The sequence below is a fragment of the Candidatus Neomarinimicrobiota bacterium genome, assembly GCA_016784545.1.
Lineage (GTDB): Bacteria > Fidelibacterota > UBA8477 > UBA8477 > JABMPR01 > JABMPR01.
Window position 1 is genome coordinate 1 of sequence record JADHUM010000073.1, and the last position, 15,789, is coordinate 15,789.

Annotated in this window: 17 protein-coding genes; 5 read left to right on the forward strand and 12 right to left on the reverse strand. The window is 43.5% G+C overall.

Annotation, left to right across the window (positions count from 1 at the left end; all coding sequences use genetic code 11):
- Positions 1-55: 55 nt before the first annotated feature.
- The 4 genes from ISR87_14075 to ISR87_14090 form a co-directional block, all read right to left on the reverse strand.
- Positions 56-805: a hypothetical protein gene (locus tag ISR87_14075; protein ID MBL7026566.1), complete on the reverse strand. Its 750-nt coding sequence runs from the start codon at positions 803-805 to the stop codon at positions 56-58.
- Positions 806-989: 184 nt separating this feature from the next.
- Positions 990-1,868: an aspartate/glutamate racemase family protein gene (locus ISR87_14080; GenBank protein ID MBL7026567.1), complete on the reverse strand. Its 879-nt coding sequence runs from the start codon at positions 1,866-1,868 to the stop codon at positions 990-992.
- 6 nt (positions 1,869-1,874) lie between these two features.
- Positions 1,875-2,585: a murein tripeptide amidase MpaA gene (mpaA, locus tag ISR87_14085; GenBank protein MBL7026568.1), complete on the reverse strand. Its 711-nt coding sequence runs from the start codon at positions 2,583-2,585 to the stop codon at positions 1,875-1,877.
- Positions 2,586-2,603: 18 nt separating this feature from the next.
- The gene (locus ISR87_14090; GenBank protein ID MBL7026569.1) at positions 2,604-4,787 is read right to left on the reverse strand and encodes a tetratricopeptide repeat protein; all 2,184 of its coding nucleotides are present in this window, start codon (positions 4,785-4,787) and stop codon (positions 2,604-2,606) included.
- A gap of 201 nt (positions 4,788-4,988) precedes the next feature.
- Between ISR87_14090 and ISR87_14095 the strand changes: the two genes are divergently transcribed.
- Genes ISR87_14095 through ISR87_14110 form a run of 4 tightly spaced genes read left to right on the forward strand, consistent with a single transcriptional unit; the run spans position 4,989 to position 7,643 of the window.
- Positions 4,989-5,801, forward strand: a complete 813-nt coding sequence (locus ISR87_14095; protein MBL7026570.1) for a DUF4835 family protein — start codon at positions 4,989-4,991, stop codon at positions 5,799-5,801.
- Between the two features lie 51 nt (positions 5,802-5,852).
- Entirely contained in the window at positions 5,853-6,392 is a 540-nt protein-coding gene (locus ISR87_14100) for a GNAT family N-acetyltransferase (protein MBL7026571.1), read from the forward strand.
- On the forward strand, positions 6,379-7,224 hold the full coding sequence (locus ISR87_14105) for a DUF1460 domain-containing protein (GenBank protein MBL7026572.1): 846 nt from the start codon (positions 6,379-6,381) through the stop codon (positions 7,222-7,224). Before ISR87_14100 ends, ISR87_14105 begins: the two co-directional genes overlap by 14 nt.
- Positions 7,225-7,244: 20 nt before the next feature.
- Complete coding sequence (locus tag ISR87_14110; GenBank protein ID MBL7026573.1) at positions 7,245-7,643, forward strand: YjbQ family protein; 399 nt, start codon at positions 7,245-7,247, stop codon at positions 7,641-7,643.
- A gap of 1 nt (position 7,644) precedes the next feature.
- On the opposite strand, the gene ISR87_14115 is transcribed toward ISR87_14110, so the two are convergent.
- The 3 genes from ISR87_14115 to ISR87_14125 form a co-directional block, all read right to left on the reverse strand.
- Positions 7,645-8,856: an amidohydrolase family protein gene (locus tag ISR87_14115; GenBank protein MBL7026574.1), complete on the reverse strand. Its 1,212-nt coding sequence runs from the start codon at positions 8,854-8,856 to the stop codon at positions 7,645-7,647.
- A 25-nt stretch (positions 8,857-8,881) separates the two neighbouring features.
- A complete protein-coding gene (mdh, locus tag ISR87_14120; protein ID MBL7026575.1) occupies positions 8,882-9,817 on the reverse strand; it encodes a malate dehydrogenase in 936 nt (311 codons plus the stop codon).
- 97 nt (positions 9,818-9,914) lie between these two features.
- Positions 9,915-10,247 (reverse strand): chorismate mutase, encoded by a 333-nt coding sequence (locus tag ISR87_14125; GenBank protein MBL7026576.1) that lies wholly within the window; start codon positions 10,245-10,247, stop codon positions 9,915-9,917.
- Between the two features lie 21 nt (positions 10,248-10,268).
- Between ISR87_14125 and ISR87_14130 the strand changes: the two genes are divergently transcribed.
- Positions 10,269-11,438 carry an amidohydrolase family protein gene (locus ISR87_14130; GenBank protein MBL7026577.1) on the forward strand — a complete coding sequence of 390 codons (1,170 nt, stop codon included), beginning with the start codon at positions 10,269-10,271 and terminating at the stop codon, positions 11,436-11,438.
- Positions 11,439-11,804: 366 nt separating this feature from the next.
- On the opposite strand, the gene ISR87_14135 is transcribed toward ISR87_14130, so the two are convergent.
- From ISR87_14135 to ISR87_14155, 5 genes are all read right to left on the reverse strand, one after another.
- A complete protein-coding gene (locus ISR87_14135; GenBank protein MBL7026578.1) occupies positions 11,805-12,461 on the reverse strand; it encodes a DUF5020 family protein in 657 nt (218 codons plus the stop codon).
- A gap of 29 nt (positions 12,462-12,490) precedes the next feature.
- Positions 12,491-13,120, reverse strand: a complete 630-nt coding sequence (locus tag ISR87_14140) for a YgjV family protein (GenBank protein ID MBL7026579.1) — start codon at positions 13,118-13,120, stop codon at positions 12,491-12,493.
- Positions 13,117-14,046 (reverse strand): LD-carboxypeptidase, encoded by a 930-nt coding sequence (locus tag ISR87_14145; GenBank protein ID MBL7026580.1) that lies wholly within the window; start codon positions 14,044-14,046, stop codon positions 13,117-13,119. The genes ISR87_14140 and ISR87_14145 overlap by 4 nt, the downstream gene beginning before the upstream one ends.
- A 62-nt stretch (positions 14,047-14,108) precedes the next feature.
- Complete coding sequence (locus ISR87_14150) at positions 14,109-14,894, reverse strand: hypothetical protein (GenBank protein MBL7026581.1); 786 nt, start codon at positions 14,892-14,894, stop codon at positions 14,109-14,111.
- A gap of 16 nt (positions 14,895-14,910) precedes the next feature.
- Complete coding sequence (locus ISR87_14155) at positions 14,911-15,567, reverse strand: hypothetical protein (protein MBL7026582.1); 657 nt, start codon at positions 15,565-15,567, stop codon at positions 14,911-14,913.
- Positions 15,568-15,789 lie beyond the last annotated feature (222 nt).

The following is a 15,789-nucleotide window of genomic DNA, read 5'->3' on the forward strand; positions in this document are numbered from 1 at the left end:
AAACAACAAAGGGCCCGAAGACCCTTCATTGTATGACACCCACTTTGGGGGTCTGTTATTTGCGGACGACCTCAGCGTTGATGATTTCTCCCAGGACTTCGCCGCCACCTGCGAGGATCACCGTTACATTCGGTTCATCGCCTCTAACTTCTATATTGCCTTTTACCTTTGACTTTCCATCAATGGTAATGACCAATTCTTTATGCTTTTTATAATTTGGTTTCTTATTGTCTCTATCAATGATGATATCTCCACGGACAGTGCTCTTCTCGTGGAGAGATACATCTCCGTTCACCGTGCTCAAATTTCCAGTGATGATGGTTTGAGTAACCTTCATGTCACCATTTACAGTTTCCAGATCGCCGGTAATATGGACTTCACTTTTACAGCGAATTTGCCCATTTACAGTTGAAACATCACCATCAACTTTTACTTCTCCACCAAGCAGAATAGAGCCATTTACACAAGAGACCTCACTAGCCTTTGAGTTACGATCCAAGCTTATGCTTCCATTTACACAGGAGACTTCACCGACTACACTGTTCTCACCTATATTGATTTCACCATTCACCGTGGTGCAGTTTCCTTCAACAATAGCTTCATTGCCAACAGTTATGGTACCATTTACAGAGCGTAAACTGCCCTTCCTGTGTTCTCCATCGCCAACTTTAATGCTTTTATTGATATGAGTGTCTGAAGATGCGTTGCAAGCTAACATGACAGTTGCTAAGGCTACTAAAGCAGCATGTTTCATAAGTCTCTTCTCCCAGGTCATTTGTTTTAATATGGCTAAATCATTCATCATGGTGGTTTGATATAACCAAGTGCTGTGCCACTCAATATACCCATCTGCATAAATACCTGTTACTATTGATTATAAAATTGATATTCCAGTGTGATATTGTGCTGAGAACAGGCCTGAAAATCATCATAATGATATGCCAGCATATCATCGTGATATAAGCGAATTAAAATTTTTAGAGGAGTAATTAATTAAGGGTAAACAAATCGGGGACAACAATCTGATTATGCAAAGCCGCCAGAGTTAATGGCGCCGTATCTTTAAGATAGCGTTCCATTGACTTTATCTCAGCCTGGGGAATGGCATATCGACTCACAAATTTGATACAGAGAGTGGTGTTTTCTGATGGTTGTGCCATCTGACTATTTAAGACAAGCTGCTCAACAAGTTTATCATTGGGGTTCAGTATCTTACTTGAACAGCCCTTGTCCCACAATAAAGTCTTGAAACTATCCACCTGGTAGCCGTAATGGGTGCATCCCAGGAAAGCAAAAACATTTTCAGGTTGGACCTCAAAGCGCTGCAAGGCCTCATCCACATAACCGTCTAATAAATTTCTACAGGCTTCCCCACTGGCATCATTGGAAATAGCATGGGCCAGTTCTGGACATTCCTGGGCTGATACAGCAGCGGGATTTGCTGAGATAAGTCGAGGATAGGTGCCTGCCTCTGTTGTGGTTTCTGTGGCAAAAATGATCAGGGAGTGATCGGGATGTTTAAGCATATGGGCATTGATCAATGATACACCGGCATCGACAATCCCCGTGACCTTAACTTTTTCCATGGAGGCAAAATTGGTTTCATTATAGATAACACTTAAGGTATTGCAGGCGATAGCGATCTCATCTGGTGAATATCGATGATATGCTGCATTTAAAAATTGATCAAATAGATCAATCCGCTCCTTTTGCGTGTTGAGCGAGTTATAGCCGATACGGTCATCTGGTGTTGCATTGACATACAGCAACTCTATCCCCTGGCCCATATTTTTCTGAGACAAGGACTGCTCCAATCCAGCACAGACGGATAAACCTCCCAGTCCTGAATCTGTAATCATCCAGCGCATAATAAATCAAACAAGCATTTTATGATAATGACCGGTGCACAGGTCTTTTAATATGGGGGTATGAACATGTTTCATCTCAGTGATGTCCTGAGAGGGAAGTTCATAAGTGATGATTGGGATATCCTGTTCTTTGCACCAGGATCCAAAAGAACCCGGTGTGGCATAGCCAACATCTGGCACCAACTCCAAACCACTGCGCAGGGCAATATCTTTCGCTATGGGTGAGGCATGAGGGTCATCGATACAACCAAGAAAGCCATGAATTGAAACAATAAGTTTAGGCTTTGTATCTTGGATCAGTTTTATAAGCGCTTTGGTCTCGGTCTCTGACCCAGCTACGTCTCCTGGGCTCAGTGCAATATTTTGAGAAGTACCTGGACGATTGCGGTAATAAACCGGATCTGGGGACCAATTGTTGGTGGGGTAATTCCTGTTAAGATCAACGCCCCGGGAATTACAGCGGGTACCTGCCAATACACCATCAGGATTGGCGGCAAGAATGATTGATGATTTTAATTCATGAGCTTGAAGTGAACGGAGGCTTTCTGAAAGGAGTACAGTGGAAAGTGATTCATCTCCATGGATGGAGCCCATAATTAATATTTGTGGTGAGTCTGAAAGTGGTTCGTAAATCTCGAGTACATAGCCCTTTTCACTAAACCCATACCCACGGGGTTTATGGGTTAGCGGTCCATACTCAGATAGAGAATGAGACATTTTTGATCTGAATTAAACTCAGGCTTGGGCTTGAATATTATTTGAGGGTTGAACTTTGGGAATATCCTGATTCTTACAGGGAATCGTAAAATAAAATATACTACCCACAGGCTCTGCATCTTTATAGCCCACTTTCCCACCGTGTTGCTCAATGGTCATTTGCGAAACAGCCAACCCCAGACCTGATCCGAGACCCTTGGCAGTTTTGCGAGAAGTCAACTGGGCATATTTATCGAATATTTTATCCTGCTGATCTTTATCAACACCTGGTCCATTATCCGTAACAGTGAAATAAAGAAACGCTTCGCCGCCCTTCATTATTTCCTCAAGCTTCACATTAATTTTGGTCCCTTTGGGTGTATGCTCGATGGCATTTCCAATAAAATTTGTGATGACCTGTTCAATTTTCAACGCATCACAGTGACAGGATGGCAGTCCATCTGGTGCGGAAAAGGTGACTTCAGTTTCATTCTGGTCGGCAACTGGTCCCAGCATTTCGATTGATGTATTGATGATGGGTTTCAGGGGTGTCTCAGTTTTATTTAGTACCATTTTACCAGCTTCAAATTTGGACAGATCGAGCATCTCGTTCACGAGTTGAAGCATTTTTTGACTGGTTTTACGAATGGTTATGGCAATTTCTTTGATACGGTCATAGGGTTTTTCACCCATTTTTAACAATTCAGCAAACCCGAACACTGATGTCAGCGGGCTTTTCAGGTCGTGAACCAGCATGGCAGTAAAATCAGCCTTGATCCGTAAGGCTTGCTCCATTTTTTCTTGCTCTGCCTTCCTGATAAGTCGGCTACGGTAGAAAACGAATCCCAGAAAGAGAGCCAGAATGGCAAATGAAAATCCAAAGACGACCCACATTACTGTAAAGGTTCTCTGGTATTCAATTTCTTTTATAAAGGCTTCACCTTTAAGTTCATCCAGTTCCCTATCACGTTTATCCAGTTCGTAGCGAATTTCAAGCTCAGCAACACGACGGTTGCTCTGTTGCCGATTGATCTCATCTCGGGTCAGCTGAAGGGCCTTCTGATACACCAGAGCCTTCCCAGCTTGTCCAAACCTTGAATAAGCCACAGTCAGTAGATGATTTGCTCTCTCGATGGTGAGAAAATCCTGAATTTGTTCTGCAATTTCTAAACCTGCCAACAGGGATTGAATAGCCTTGGTTTGATCCGCCTCCTGCATGTACAGTTCACCCATCTGCAGATATATCTCTGCTGATATGGCATATTCACCAGCGGCTTCAGCCAGTTCCTGACCCTGTTCGTAATAAAAGATTCCCTTGGGGGTGTCACCGGATTCCTGATAAACTCTGGCCACATCACTTAAAGCAACTGCAATGTCACCCTGATTCCCAATGGTTCGTTTCATTTCCAGAGCATCAAGAAAATATTTTTGAGCTGTGCTGAGCTGGAATTGATGGTAGTGTAGTTCGCCTAAACTGGTATAAAGGTTTGCGAGTAGGGTGAAGGCATTATTTTCATCAGCGATTCTCAGGGCACGTTCAAGATGGGTCTGTGCTTCTTCAAAGCGCCTTAAAATCATTAAGGTTTGAGCAAGCTTGTTCTCGCTGCGGAGAACACCTTCGTGATCACCTAAATTCTCGTGTATTGCAAGGGAGCGTTCGAAAAACCGGAGTGCTTTTTCTGTCTGGCCCCACTGGGAAAAAACATCACCTATCATCATTACGGTCGCGGCGACTTCTACCTCTTTACCGATATCTTCAAATATCATGAGGGCTCTTAAAAAGTAGTCCAGACTTTGGTCGCTTTGATTAAGCAGACTGTAGGTTCGACCAATCGTCCTCAGTGTTATAGCGAGCTGATAATCATCAGAAAGGGATTCAAAAATGTTAAGGGCTAGCATGGCATGATCGAGGGCATCCCGATAATTTGCCTGCTCAATATAATAGAGTGTCAGATTGGTATGTGCAACGGCCTGACCATATTGGTCTTGTAAAGAAATGGCTAAATCTAAAGCCAGGTTGGCATAGCGCTGGCTCTTGTCCCATTCCTTACCGGCATGTGCTTCTGAAAGTTGATTCATTAAATCAACAGTCTCACCTTCAGTAGTGCTGCGAAGTATTTTTTTTAGACTGTCAATTTCAGCGGATTCTTCAGCGAAAAGTCCTGAGACCATGAATATGAAGAGACTCGCAGTTAGTAATCTGACCAGTACTTTGATAATCAAGGTGACTCCACTATGTATTAGTTACTAGTTCAGGTTTCAACACAAACCCAACATAGAATGACCATCAATCTAGTTAATTTTTCATAGTGTGTCAATTTGTTGCTACTTTATTCTATCTGGAAAGATATCTTAATTTTCCAATTGATTTGGAAACAAATCTCTAGTTTTTATATTTACAAACATATGAATAAATATATAAGCATGCTCTTATTATGGGCACTATCGCTATCTGCACAGGGGATAAATGCGGAAATTAAGCTTGATGTAAAAAATCTTGATGACGTTCCGCGACAGGCTGTCTCCCAACTTGCAACTGATATCGCCTATTACATTGAAAGCACTGAATGGACTTTTGAAGATTTACCAACTGATTTTACCATTCAGGCAACGATTTATCTGGACAGCTACCTTGAGTCAGGCTCACAGAAGATTTATACAGGTAAAGCTTTTTGGGGAAATGGAGACGATCAAAAGTATTTCGATAAAAGCTGGCAGTTCACTTTTAATCCAGGGGATGCCCTTTTACGATCCAGGAGTTTTAATTCCCTAACCTCCTTTTTGGACTACTGGGTTCTGACGATATTGGGTGGAGACCTTGACACCTGGAGTCAGTTTGGTGGTAGTCAACTTTATACAGAGGCGCGCCAGGTTGCCCGCAATGGCTCCAATGATTCTTTTTCACTTGGCTGGAAAGATCGCATGGAAGACATCGAAAAGTTGAGTCGGAGCCAGAATTTCAGGAAGATGAAATTTGCCTACTATGAATCCATAGATCAATGGGACTCTGGAAACAAAGATGAAGCCCGCGCAACCCTGGCTGAATTAATGAGAAATTTAGAGACCAGTATCAAACTGCAGGATTCCCGCATTTTTACCAAGAATTTTCTGAATGCCAAACATAAGGAATTAGCGGGCTTTCTACATGAAGTCGGTGAAGTCTCCTACTTGCAGCGGCTAAGCAGAGCCGATGAGGATCATCGTGACTACTATGACCAGATATTGATTGACTGGTAATGCCTCTATGGCAGTTTCATCAATTTTGCCACATCTACCCTCGTTTAGCAGATGATCATTTTAAAGACCGAACGCCTTTTGTTGCGTAGGATGACTCTGGACGATGACGACTTTATACTCGAATTGCTCAATAGCCCGAAATGGGTTAAGTACATCGGTAGTCGAGATGTTGACACCCTTGAAAAAGCCAGGGATTATCTGGAATCAAGTGTTTTGCCGAACTATGATGCTCTGGGGTTCGGTTTTTATATCATTGAGCGACTGGATGACCATGTCAGAATTGGCAATTGTGGGCTAACTTACCGGAATGGCATGGAACATGCAGATATTGGTTATTCACTCCTCGAGCAGTATGAGGGGCATGGGTATGCCTATGAATCAGCCCGGGCCATACTAAAATATGGGTTTGAAATTCATAAATTGGACCATATCGAAGCCATTGTAACGAGAGACAATCGACGATCGCTTCATTTGTTAAAGAAATTAGGGTTGCGCTACAAAAAATTGATAGAGCTGCCAAATGATGGTGAGAAATTGATGCTTTTCGGTATTGATGCACCAAAAAAGGAGAAAATGAATGAGACTCATTAAATCACTGCTTATGGTAAGCATGCTCTTCAGCATGATGAGTTGTCAGGAAAACCTCACCAATGAAGAATGGTTGGCCACATTGCCCTCACCCTGGACATTGACCCAGGCACAGATGAATGAAACCCTCCCTCAGTTCCAACAACGCTTTCCTGATTTCCAGAACCGCCTTAAATATATTGCCTTATGGCGCGTCGGTACACCTTATGAAATTTTTAAATTGGGTGAAGAGGTAGAGCCAGATATCGACCCTATTATACGATATGATGTTTCAGATTGCACAGGTCACAATCTTACCTCCCTGGCTGCAGCAAAAAGTTCAAGCTGGGAAGAAGCGCGTGACAACATGGTCCAGATCCACTATAAAGCTGATTCCAATGGTGTCAAGCGGCCCACCTACAGATCAAGATGGCATTATACCCTTGATCGAATCACCCTGAATCCAAATACTGTGGATATAACCCAGACTCTGCTCCCCAAAGCGACACTGGATTCGGTAAATATTACTTTAAATAAGAAGGATGACGGTGAAGAATTTCTCGATCTGGGCTGGAATCGCAATATGACAGCTTACTACATACCCAACCATGAGATTACCACAGAACTCATGGCAAAGTTGCCCACAATCGTCGGTGTAACTTTTGTAAAACCCACATATTTCAAAATGGGTATCGTCATGGGTCATGAAGGGATGATCATCGATGGAAAACATCTTGTTCATGCTTCTCAAAGTGCCGGCGAAACGGTAAAATTGGATTTTCTGAAGTACTACTTCCCAAAGGAAGGCCCGTTTTTTGGTGGAATAATGATTTTTGAATTTAAAGAAAATAGCTGAGCTCAATAGGGGAACTTAATATGATAACGAAAACGCTATCCACATCCAAACACAGCCAATTTCTGAACATAACTTCATTGGTTATGCAAGCACTTGCAGAAAGTGGCGTTAAATCTGGTATTCTAACCGTGTTTGTATCCCATACCACGGCAGGGATCACCATAAATGAAAATGCTGACCCAGATGTAACAACAGATATGTTAAACATCCTTGATCGCCTCATGCCCTGGAAACACCCCGACTATAAACACACCGAGGGGAATACTGCAGCCCACATGAAGGCTTCTCTCATGGGCAATTCCACACAAATTATTGTGGAGAAAGGTCGTTTACAGCTGGGGACCTGGCAGGGGATCTATTTTTGTGAATTTGACGGACCTCGCGAAAGAAAAATTCGTATCAAGGTGGTGGGGAATTAAACTATGGAATTCTATTCCTGAACAGATCCTCGGAGATCTGGGCACCGCTATCAGGATGTTTTAAGGATCTCATCAGCACAAAACTGTAGAGAAGTGGATTAACTTCCTGGATCTCATCCAACTCCTGCACAATTTCTTCATCAATATATCCCAACAAACTAAGTGCATAGTTCTGATTTAGAATATTGACTGCAGGTAAGGGATAGTCACTTCCATAAAAAAGTCTGGAATGCAAATCTTTGCGTGCTAAAATTTCCTTTAAAGAATTTCCCACTTGGTTGACCAGGGTCATCCCGGAAATATCAGCAAAGAGTAGTCCATCATAGCCGGGGTCATCAAACAGGCGCAAAAAGAGTGAGAAATTGTCCATTTCAGGAAGCAGGGGATCATCCAGATCCTGTGACGTCCCAGAAGTTCCACAATGACAGACGATGACTTTCACTTGGGCGTCAAGTGCTCGACGCAATAATAGAGGATTACCAAGATGCTGTCTCCCGTGAGAGTCCAGTGCGAGCTCTGTTCCTGAGTGGCTCAATAGCACCATATCCAGCCGACTCAATGCTGTATAAAATCGATCACAAAGGGGGGATGATGGATCTATTCCCTGCACGTTAGGCAACCATTTGACAACCCGAATCCCTTGAGATGCCCACCTCTCCAGTTCAGCCACAGCATCCAGTCTGTAAGGGTGCACTGATATAACAGGGATAATTTTATCGGGGTACTGTTTCCCCAGCCCCACGACATATTCATTAGGGACATAAATCTCATAGTTTTCTGGATCGGGATCTCCATTTTCCTTGTAGAAACGATCTAAAGCCAAGCCGTTGACTCGAAATTCACCAGGGGTTTTTTCGATCTGGGCCAGGAGATATTCCAGATATTGTTCATCAGCAAACGCTTCGTCGGTGACACTGCCGGCATCCATGAAGTATTTGAATCGAGTCAGCTTAAAGGGGTGCAAATATGATCGGGTATCTGGATGCACTTCTATACCACTTGGCGTATTCCCAAGACCCAGGATATGGACATGATGGTCCACAAGTGTATCAGCCCCAAAAGGAGCAAAGGCACTATCAATAAGGGCCTGGGCTTGTGGACTTAATATTCTATTAATCTGAGGAACAAAATTGGTATCACACCCTGAGAAGCTCAAGAAGACCAGAAGGAAGGACACCCGGGCATATAAATGGAAAAGGGAGTGGCTCTGCACTCCCTTTTCCCGTATAGTCAGATATCTAGAGTTTGGTTTCAGCAACCACACTTGAAACATGAGATGCAGTGACTTTAAGCGCTGCTTTTTCATCATCATTAAGTTTGACTTCGATAATTTTTTCGATACCGCCTGCGCCAATAACACAGGGAACTCCGATAAATAAACCATCAATGTCGTATTCACCCTCACACAATGCAGCGCTGGGGATGACACGCTTTTTATCCAATAAATAAGCTTCGGCCATTTCTATGGCGGACTGGGCGGGGCTAAAAAAGGCTGAGCCATTGCCCAACAGCTTCACAATTTCACCGCCAGCCATCCTGGTCCGTTTTTCGATGGCTTCCAATGTTTCGGCATCCAACAATTCAGTTACTGGTACACCACCTACTGTGGCCAGGCGGGTCAGGGGAACCATGGTGTCTCCATGTCCACCAAGGACAAGACAGGAAACGTCCTGGGTTGAATAGCCCGTCTCCATTGCGATAAAGGCCTTGAAGCGTGAAGAATCCAGAGCCCCGGCCATTCCGATGATCTTATTCTTCGCAAAACCAGAAACTTTATAAAATGCATATACAATGGCATCCAATGGGTTGGAGACCACGATCACAAAGGCGTTGGGGGCATATTTTTTTACATTCTCAGCGACATTGGAAATGATTTTGAGATTAATACCCAATAAATCATCTCTGGACATGCCTGGTTTACGAGGTACACCTGCAGTGATGATTACTACATCAGAATCAGCAATCTCAGCATAGTCACTGGTTCCAGTAATATTGACATCATATCCTTCAAGCGGGCGCATTTCCATGAGGTCCAGGGCTTTGCCCTTGACCGGTCCCTCAAAGTCAGGGATATCTAAAAGAACCACATCACCCAATTGTTTCTGGGCAGAGATAAGAGCCAGAATCTGACCAATCTGTCCACCACCGATAAGTGATATTTTTTTTCTACTCATGTGTAACTCCTTATGACGGGTTATAAATAAATTTTGTTTGCCAAAAAAGGTTCAATTCTTATGCCACAATAGCGAACTTTCGCAAGTAATGCTAAGATTATTGAATGTCCCCCGTTCGCTTTCCACCCTTGATGATGGTTTTCCAGATATCTTCCACAACTTCAGCTGGGAGCCGTCCTGCTGATTTATCAATGAGACGATTTATCAAATCTTTTTCTCGCTCCGGGGTGAAAAGTGGGATGTCCTGTTCCGTTTTTAAACCTCGAATAATAATAGCCTGATCAATTCTGTCCTGGATCAGTTTTAAAATCTCTAAATCGAGATCATCAATATTTTTTCGGTGTTCGGATATTTTCTCAGTCATGGATGACAATATAGACAAAAAGCGCACAAGCTGAGACTCATTTTCAAAACCTAATTCGTAATTCATAATTCCTAATTACATTGTGGCATGATAGAACGCATATTTTTTTCTGAATGGATACTCCCAATTGTCTCTGAACCAATCCGAGATGGATATATATCCGTCGCTGAGGGGAAAATTACAGCGATTGGAAAACAAAGCGATTTCACCGGCGATAAAAAAAGCGTTCAAAATCTCGGTCATTCCGTGGTTTGCCCCGCTCTGGTGAATGCTCTGTTCCATCCAGACTACCCTGTTGCTGATCCACAGACAACCCCTCGAGGATCTTTTTTAAATTGGCTTCACTCAGGAAAAAATGCATCCAGACTTAGCTCCAAACTTGAAGTTGAGAGTGAACTTCTCAGCGCCATCAAACGTGGCTATGATTATGGGACAGCTGCCATTGGTATCCGTACGAGACACCCTGAAATCAGCCAGCACCTCGAGCATTCTGGACTCTATTCAGTCGTTTTTGAAATGCTGCATGGCTTCAGGGATAGCAATGGGTTTGAAATCTGGAATAAACGAGGGCGCTTTACCAATACAGATCTAACTCGCTTTCATCACGCTGGCGAGTTCTTATTTAATCTGGGGCCAGAAGTTTTCAGACAAATTTCTCGATCTGAAGATAGGACTGCCATACCCATGTCATTTATGAAAGACGAGGATATCTTTTTCATGAAGGGACAGGGGCGGATTTATCAATACCTCCTGGGTAAAGCGGATATGGATTACAGATGGCAACCACCACGCACCTCACCCCTGCGGTACTTTATAAATAGTGCCTTTGCAGCAAAGGAAACCATTTTAAGTCAGGTTATCATGCTGGAAGAGGAAGAATTGGATTTGCTCAAAGCCAGACCTGAAGTTTTCCATATGTGCCTTCATCCCCGTTTCGATCGCCAATGGGAATTGGGTACAGCCCCTGGTCAATTGATACAGGAAAAAGGTTTTAATATTTGTCTGGGTACATTTGCAGAGCATATGGATATTCGGGCTGAAATGAGATCTGCTTCTGCTGAATACGGTTTCAAACCAGAAGAAATAATCAAAATGGCAACACTCAATGGAGCCAAAGCTCTGGGACTAGCTGCTCGAATTGGAAGTCTTGAGACAGGGAAAGATGCCAAGATTTTCTCTATCCCCTCCACTACAAGTATTTCTGATCCCTACGATATTATTCTATTTACCAACGAACGACTGCGACAAGTCTCCTAAACCAAACATTCCAGCAATCAAAAGAGACTGTCCTAAAAGGGTGGTCTCTTTTTTTTTAATCTTAACAGGGGTGAGAGGTTAGATGTTCGGGGTTAGGGGTTAGAGGTGGTGAGGTATAGGGGTGGAAAGGTATATTCTTGGGTGTGTAACTGTTGATATTATTGTTGTTATCTACGAAGATGCCGATATCCATTAACCTTGGTTTAAAAGCATGCGAACAACATTTGTCGCACCCTTGTTTTGAAAAGGTGAGTAACAAGTCTGGCTTGGTTGATATTGTCAATAATCTGATGAAGCCGGGGACGAAAACAGGCTGCCTCAGGTTCCGAGACAGCCTCATTCTATCAAATTAAATTTTAGTGTAGGTTAAAAAGTCCAGCGGAGGCCCAGGGTGGGAAGTGCTTGAACACCATCTGCTCCAAAAACAAAATTATTACTGATTTCTACTTCAGTCCCCACGGAAAGATGCTCCGTCGCATTGTACCAGATCTGGGGTTCACTGAGAATCACAAACTGTTTTTCATCAGTACCAAATTCATCCTGAGACCAGAAATCCAAAAATCCTGAAAATTCAATTTTGCCATCCATGATGGGTATGAACCAGGTTGTTGTCAGTTGAAAATCAGGTGAATCTGCATGCTGAGCCGCACGATAGAGCACATCCACAGGGAGAGCCACAAAACCGAGATCCAGATAATAGTTTAGACCAACTAGCCAAACTTGTCCCAGCGACCCAAAGTAAGCCACGCCATCATTGTACTGTATAGTGGCAGAAAGGTTACTCACAGGCAAAGTGAATGCTCTGGCAATCTCCCAGTATGAAAGCGATACACCACCCATACCTGGAGCATTGTACTCCATGTCTACAAACCAGAAGGTGGAACCATACTGGTCTGGTTTAAACATTTCAAGGGTCGAGACAATATACTCTCTTTCTCCAGAGGCTTCATAATGGAGTTGAAGATTTTGAGCGAGGACAATAGCATTAAGGATCAAAATGAAGCTGACTATTTTGCGGATCATGGTGATTCTCCTGAACTAGTTAGTTAATTCTACATTTCACGAATAAAGCGACCCGGTTCTTTGGCATCCTCTATGAATTTCATGCGTCGCAAATAACGTTGATGAACAGGCACATTGCAATAGGCGAGATAAGTATGAAATCCTTTTTCCTGGACCATCTCGCGGAACTCCCGGAAAAAATAGCGAGCGCTCTCGTAATCACGGTACATGGGTATCTCATAATCCAAATGAATCTGAATAATCCCATTCTCCAATCGCTCATAGATAAAAAGCCCGACAGGAACCACATTTCTGGTAATAAATACTGAACGGTACTGTCGTAACTCCTCAACAACAACATTGGGAAAATGCTTGCGGATATCGTGTAGATAAAATTCGATAAATCGGGGCAGGAATATACTGGTATCCCATGAGATTGGAATCAGATGAAAATGCTCCTTTGTCAGGGCAATTCGCACGAGATAATAGATATTCACGCCCACAATAAAGCCGTTGACAACCAGGATTGGATAGAGTTGCAGAATAGCTCCATAAATTGTAAATGCTACGGCTCCAACCAAATTTATCCACCTTAAACGACGTATATTTGTCATGGTCAGCGAAACGGCCACCACCACGGAGGCAGCATATCCCAGCCATTCTGTCCATTCTATCATCATAAGAGTGTCAAACTTCCATCGTTGCCATTCAGTTTCACTTGGGCACCCAAGGGGAGCGTCATTTTTCGCATGCCGTGACCGTAGGCCACACCTGAAACAATGGGGAAGTCGACATCGCCAATAATATCTCGCACCAGTTCATCTAAAAGAAAATCATCTTCGTCGCCATTTTCCCAGGTGTCAATAAACTGACCCAACATGAGTCCATTGATCCGATCTTCTCCATGGAAAAATCCAGCCATCTTGAATTGGCTGAGCATGCGATCCAGATGTTGTGCGTTTTCTCCAATATCTTCCAAAACCATGATACCACCTGACACATCTGGAAAATAAGGGGTTCCCATGAGATTGTTGAATAAGGAAAGACATCCGCCTACCAGGGGTCCCTCCCCCTTTCCTGGGGATAGAATTGCGTGGGGCATATCGCTAGGGTTTTTAAGCACCTGACCTGTCATGGGTTTGCTTATTAAATCCCAAAACACCTGTTCGGTATAGGGATCAATCCCTTCCTCAGCCGCCATTTCAACGGCTGCCATAACACCAGAAATTGTAACCAATCCTGTTTCCACGGCCAGAGCGCATTGGAGGGCTGTTATATCGGAATACCCGATAAAAAATTTTGGATGTTGGGCAATAAGCTCATAGTTCAGATCATCAAGGAAACGCGGAGTACCATACCCTCCCCTGCTGCAAATAATGGCATCTATTCCATCATCTTCAAAAGCCCAGTGAATATCTGCCAATTGCTCAGGACCGTATCCTGCAAGATACTTGTTCTTACCGCGGAGGTTGGGTCCTTCCTTAATTTTGAAGCCTTTTGAGCGGAGATAATCAAGCCCCCGGCCAAGTCGTTCAGGTTTCGGGGCTGAGGCCGGAGAGATTACTGCAAAAGTGGCTCCCGGGCGGATAGGATCAGGGGTGATCATGGAACTTCCTTATAGTAAAAAAAGAAGGGCACTCATATCGAGTGCCCTCTTCATGGATATCTTTATAAATCGTCGAGAGCTTCTTTTGCCTCTGCTTGCAAACCACGATCGCTTTCGCTAGTAGCATTTGCATTAATAGCCATATTAAACCAATCAGCTGCTTCTTTTTCATTATCAAGCTCATCATAACAGTATCCGATGTAAAGCATGTTGCGAATATCCTTTTTGTCCAGCTCATGGGCTTTCTTAAAGAATTCCAGAGCTTCTTCGAAAGAAGCTTCCGGTGGTGTGGCATAAATGATACTGGCGACCTGCCGTTCAAGCCATGATAAATCTGACAGGGCATAGTGCCAGCGCCCCATGACGTGGTAATTCCCTGCATTTGATGGATCATATTTGATGGCCAGCATGGTATGATCTCTCATACCATAGGAGTTTTTAATTTTTTGCTCTGTACCCTCGGCTTCACCAATTTGACCGTGATGAATGGCATACCATTTATGTCCACCTGCGCTCTTATCATTCAGAGCAAGTGCTTTTTCAGCGTATGTCCTGCCGTCATAGATGTACTTCTTTTTGTATTCAGTATCGTTGGGTTTACGATCAGCAAAATCGAAATATCCGCGACTGATCTTCCATATCACCTCTTCATTTTGGCCATCGAGTTCCTCGGCGGCCTTAAGGAGTTTCATGGTGGCCTCGTAATCCTTGGCATCGTGTGCTACCTCTGCCTGCATCAGCAGGTCAGTAACGGGATCTACTAGAACTAGAGAGTCTTCAAAGACATCCTGGGCGAAACCGAAACTGGCGAAACTCAGGATCAATATCATTAACACACTTCTTTGCATATATCCTCCTTATTCATTATTCCTGGATTATATCATGGTGGTCAAAGAGCACCACCCGCTGTAACATTTTACCGGAACCGTCATACTCTTCCAGCACGGTACGATTTTCAGCATCAACATATTTGTAGCGTCTTTCGATGAGCACTTTGCCAGCAAGGTCATCTCGGAGAATTTCACGATCTTTACGTCTATCCTCCCGATACAAGGTGACACGGGAAGCCAGTGTTCTTCCCATGACACCAACGATGAAATAACCTGTTTCACGTTCAAATTCATTGTATTCCCGGCGGATCATAAAGTTGGAATTGGCCGGGACAAAGGTATTGCCAAAAATCGTTCGAAATAATGCCATTTCTGTGGGATCATTTTGGAAGATGCTCTCTTCTCGGAGCCGACCCATGGCATCAAAACGTTTGCTGGAGCGATGGTTACCGCGCTCATCATATTCATTTTCTATATGTTCGTGGAGAGCATGCTGCTTATCAAATCGTTTGATGAGGACAGGGTTTTCCCCCTTGAGGATCACCAATGTGAAGGATGTATCCTTCAAGACTTTCATGGGGACCGATTGAGCAGATCCAGGCTTGCCCCAACCAGCATAGCTATAGCTTGAGTCCTGTGCCTGGACAACTAAGCATGCGAGTAGAATGATAAATCCGATAAATAATTTCATATTTGGCTTAAAAACTACACCTCATGTTAAAAATACAAAGTGTTATGTGAATTGAAGTTCCCCCGTTATATCAGTTAAAAATCAGGTCAAGTTGTCGATATCGGTGTTTCTTGGTGTAAATCGGGTTGATTTGTCCAGGATTTCTGGTCAGAATGGCCGAAATACCATCACCTAAGGCATAATATCCAAAAGCTGGTATCCCGAACACCCTTTTTGCAGCAG

What these genes read in the sequence shown, in the direction of transcription:
- ISR87_14075 (MBL7026566.1), bottom strand. Translation starts at nt 805, where the DNA reads ATGATGAATGATTTAGCCATATTAAAACAAATGACCTGGGAGAAGAGA.
- ISR87_14080 (MBL7026567.1), bottom strand. Translation starts at nt 1,868, where the DNA reads ATGCGCTGGATGATTACAGATTCAGGACTGGGAGGTTTATCCGTCTGT.
- mpaA (MBL7026568.1), bottom strand. Translation starts at nt 2,585, where the DNA reads ATGTCTCATTCTCTATCTGAGTATGGACCGCTAACCCATAAACCCCGT.
- ISR87_14095 (MBL7026570.1), top strand. Translation starts at nt 4,989, where the DNA reads ATGCTCTTATTATGGGCACTATCGCTATCTGCACAGGGGATAAATGCG.
- ISR87_14100 (MBL7026571.1), top strand. Translation starts at nt 5,853, where the DNA reads ATGATCATTTTAAAGACCGAACGCCTTTTGTTGCGTAGGATGACTCTG.
- ISR87_14105 (MBL7026572.1), top strand. Translation starts at nt 6,379, where the DNA reads ATGAGACTCATTAAATCACTGCTTATGGTAAGCATGCTCTTCAGCATG.
- ISR87_14110 (MBL7026573.1), top strand. Translation starts at nt 7,245, where the DNA reads ATGATAACGAAAACGCTATCCACATCCAAACACAGCCAATTTCTGAAC.
- mdh (MBL7026575.1), bottom strand. Translation starts at nt 9,817, where the DNA reads ATGAGTAGAAAAAAAATATCACTTATCGGTGGTGGACAGATTGGTCAG.
- ISR87_14125 (MBL7026576.1), bottom strand. Translation starts at nt 10,247, where the DNA reads ATGAATTACGAATTAGGTTTTGAAAATGAGTCTCAGCTTGTGCGCTTT.
- ISR87_14130 (MBL7026577.1), top strand. Translation starts at nt 10,269, where the DNA reads ATGATAGAACGCATATTTTTTTCTGAATGGATACTCCCAATTGTCTCT.
- ISR87_14135 (MBL7026578.1), bottom strand. Translation starts at nt 12,461, where the DNA reads ATGATCCGCAAAATAGTCAGCTTCATTTTGATCCTTAATGCTATTGTC.
- ISR87_14140 (MBL7026579.1), bottom strand. Translation starts at nt 13,120, where the DNA reads ATGATGATAGAATGGACAGAATGGCTGGGATATGCTGCCTCCGTGGTG.
- ISR87_14145 (MBL7026580.1), bottom strand. Translation starts at nt 14,046, where the DNA reads ATGATCACCCCTGATCCTATCCGCCCGGGAGCCACTTTTGCAGTAATC.
- ISR87_14150 (MBL7026581.1), bottom strand. Translation starts at nt 14,894, where the DNA reads ATGCAAAGAAGTGTGTTAATGATATTGATCCTGAGTTTCGCCAGTTTC.
- ISR87_14155 (MBL7026582.1), bottom strand. Translation starts at nt 15,567, where the DNA reads ATGAAATTATTTATCGGATTTATCATTCTACTCGCATGCTTAGTTGTC.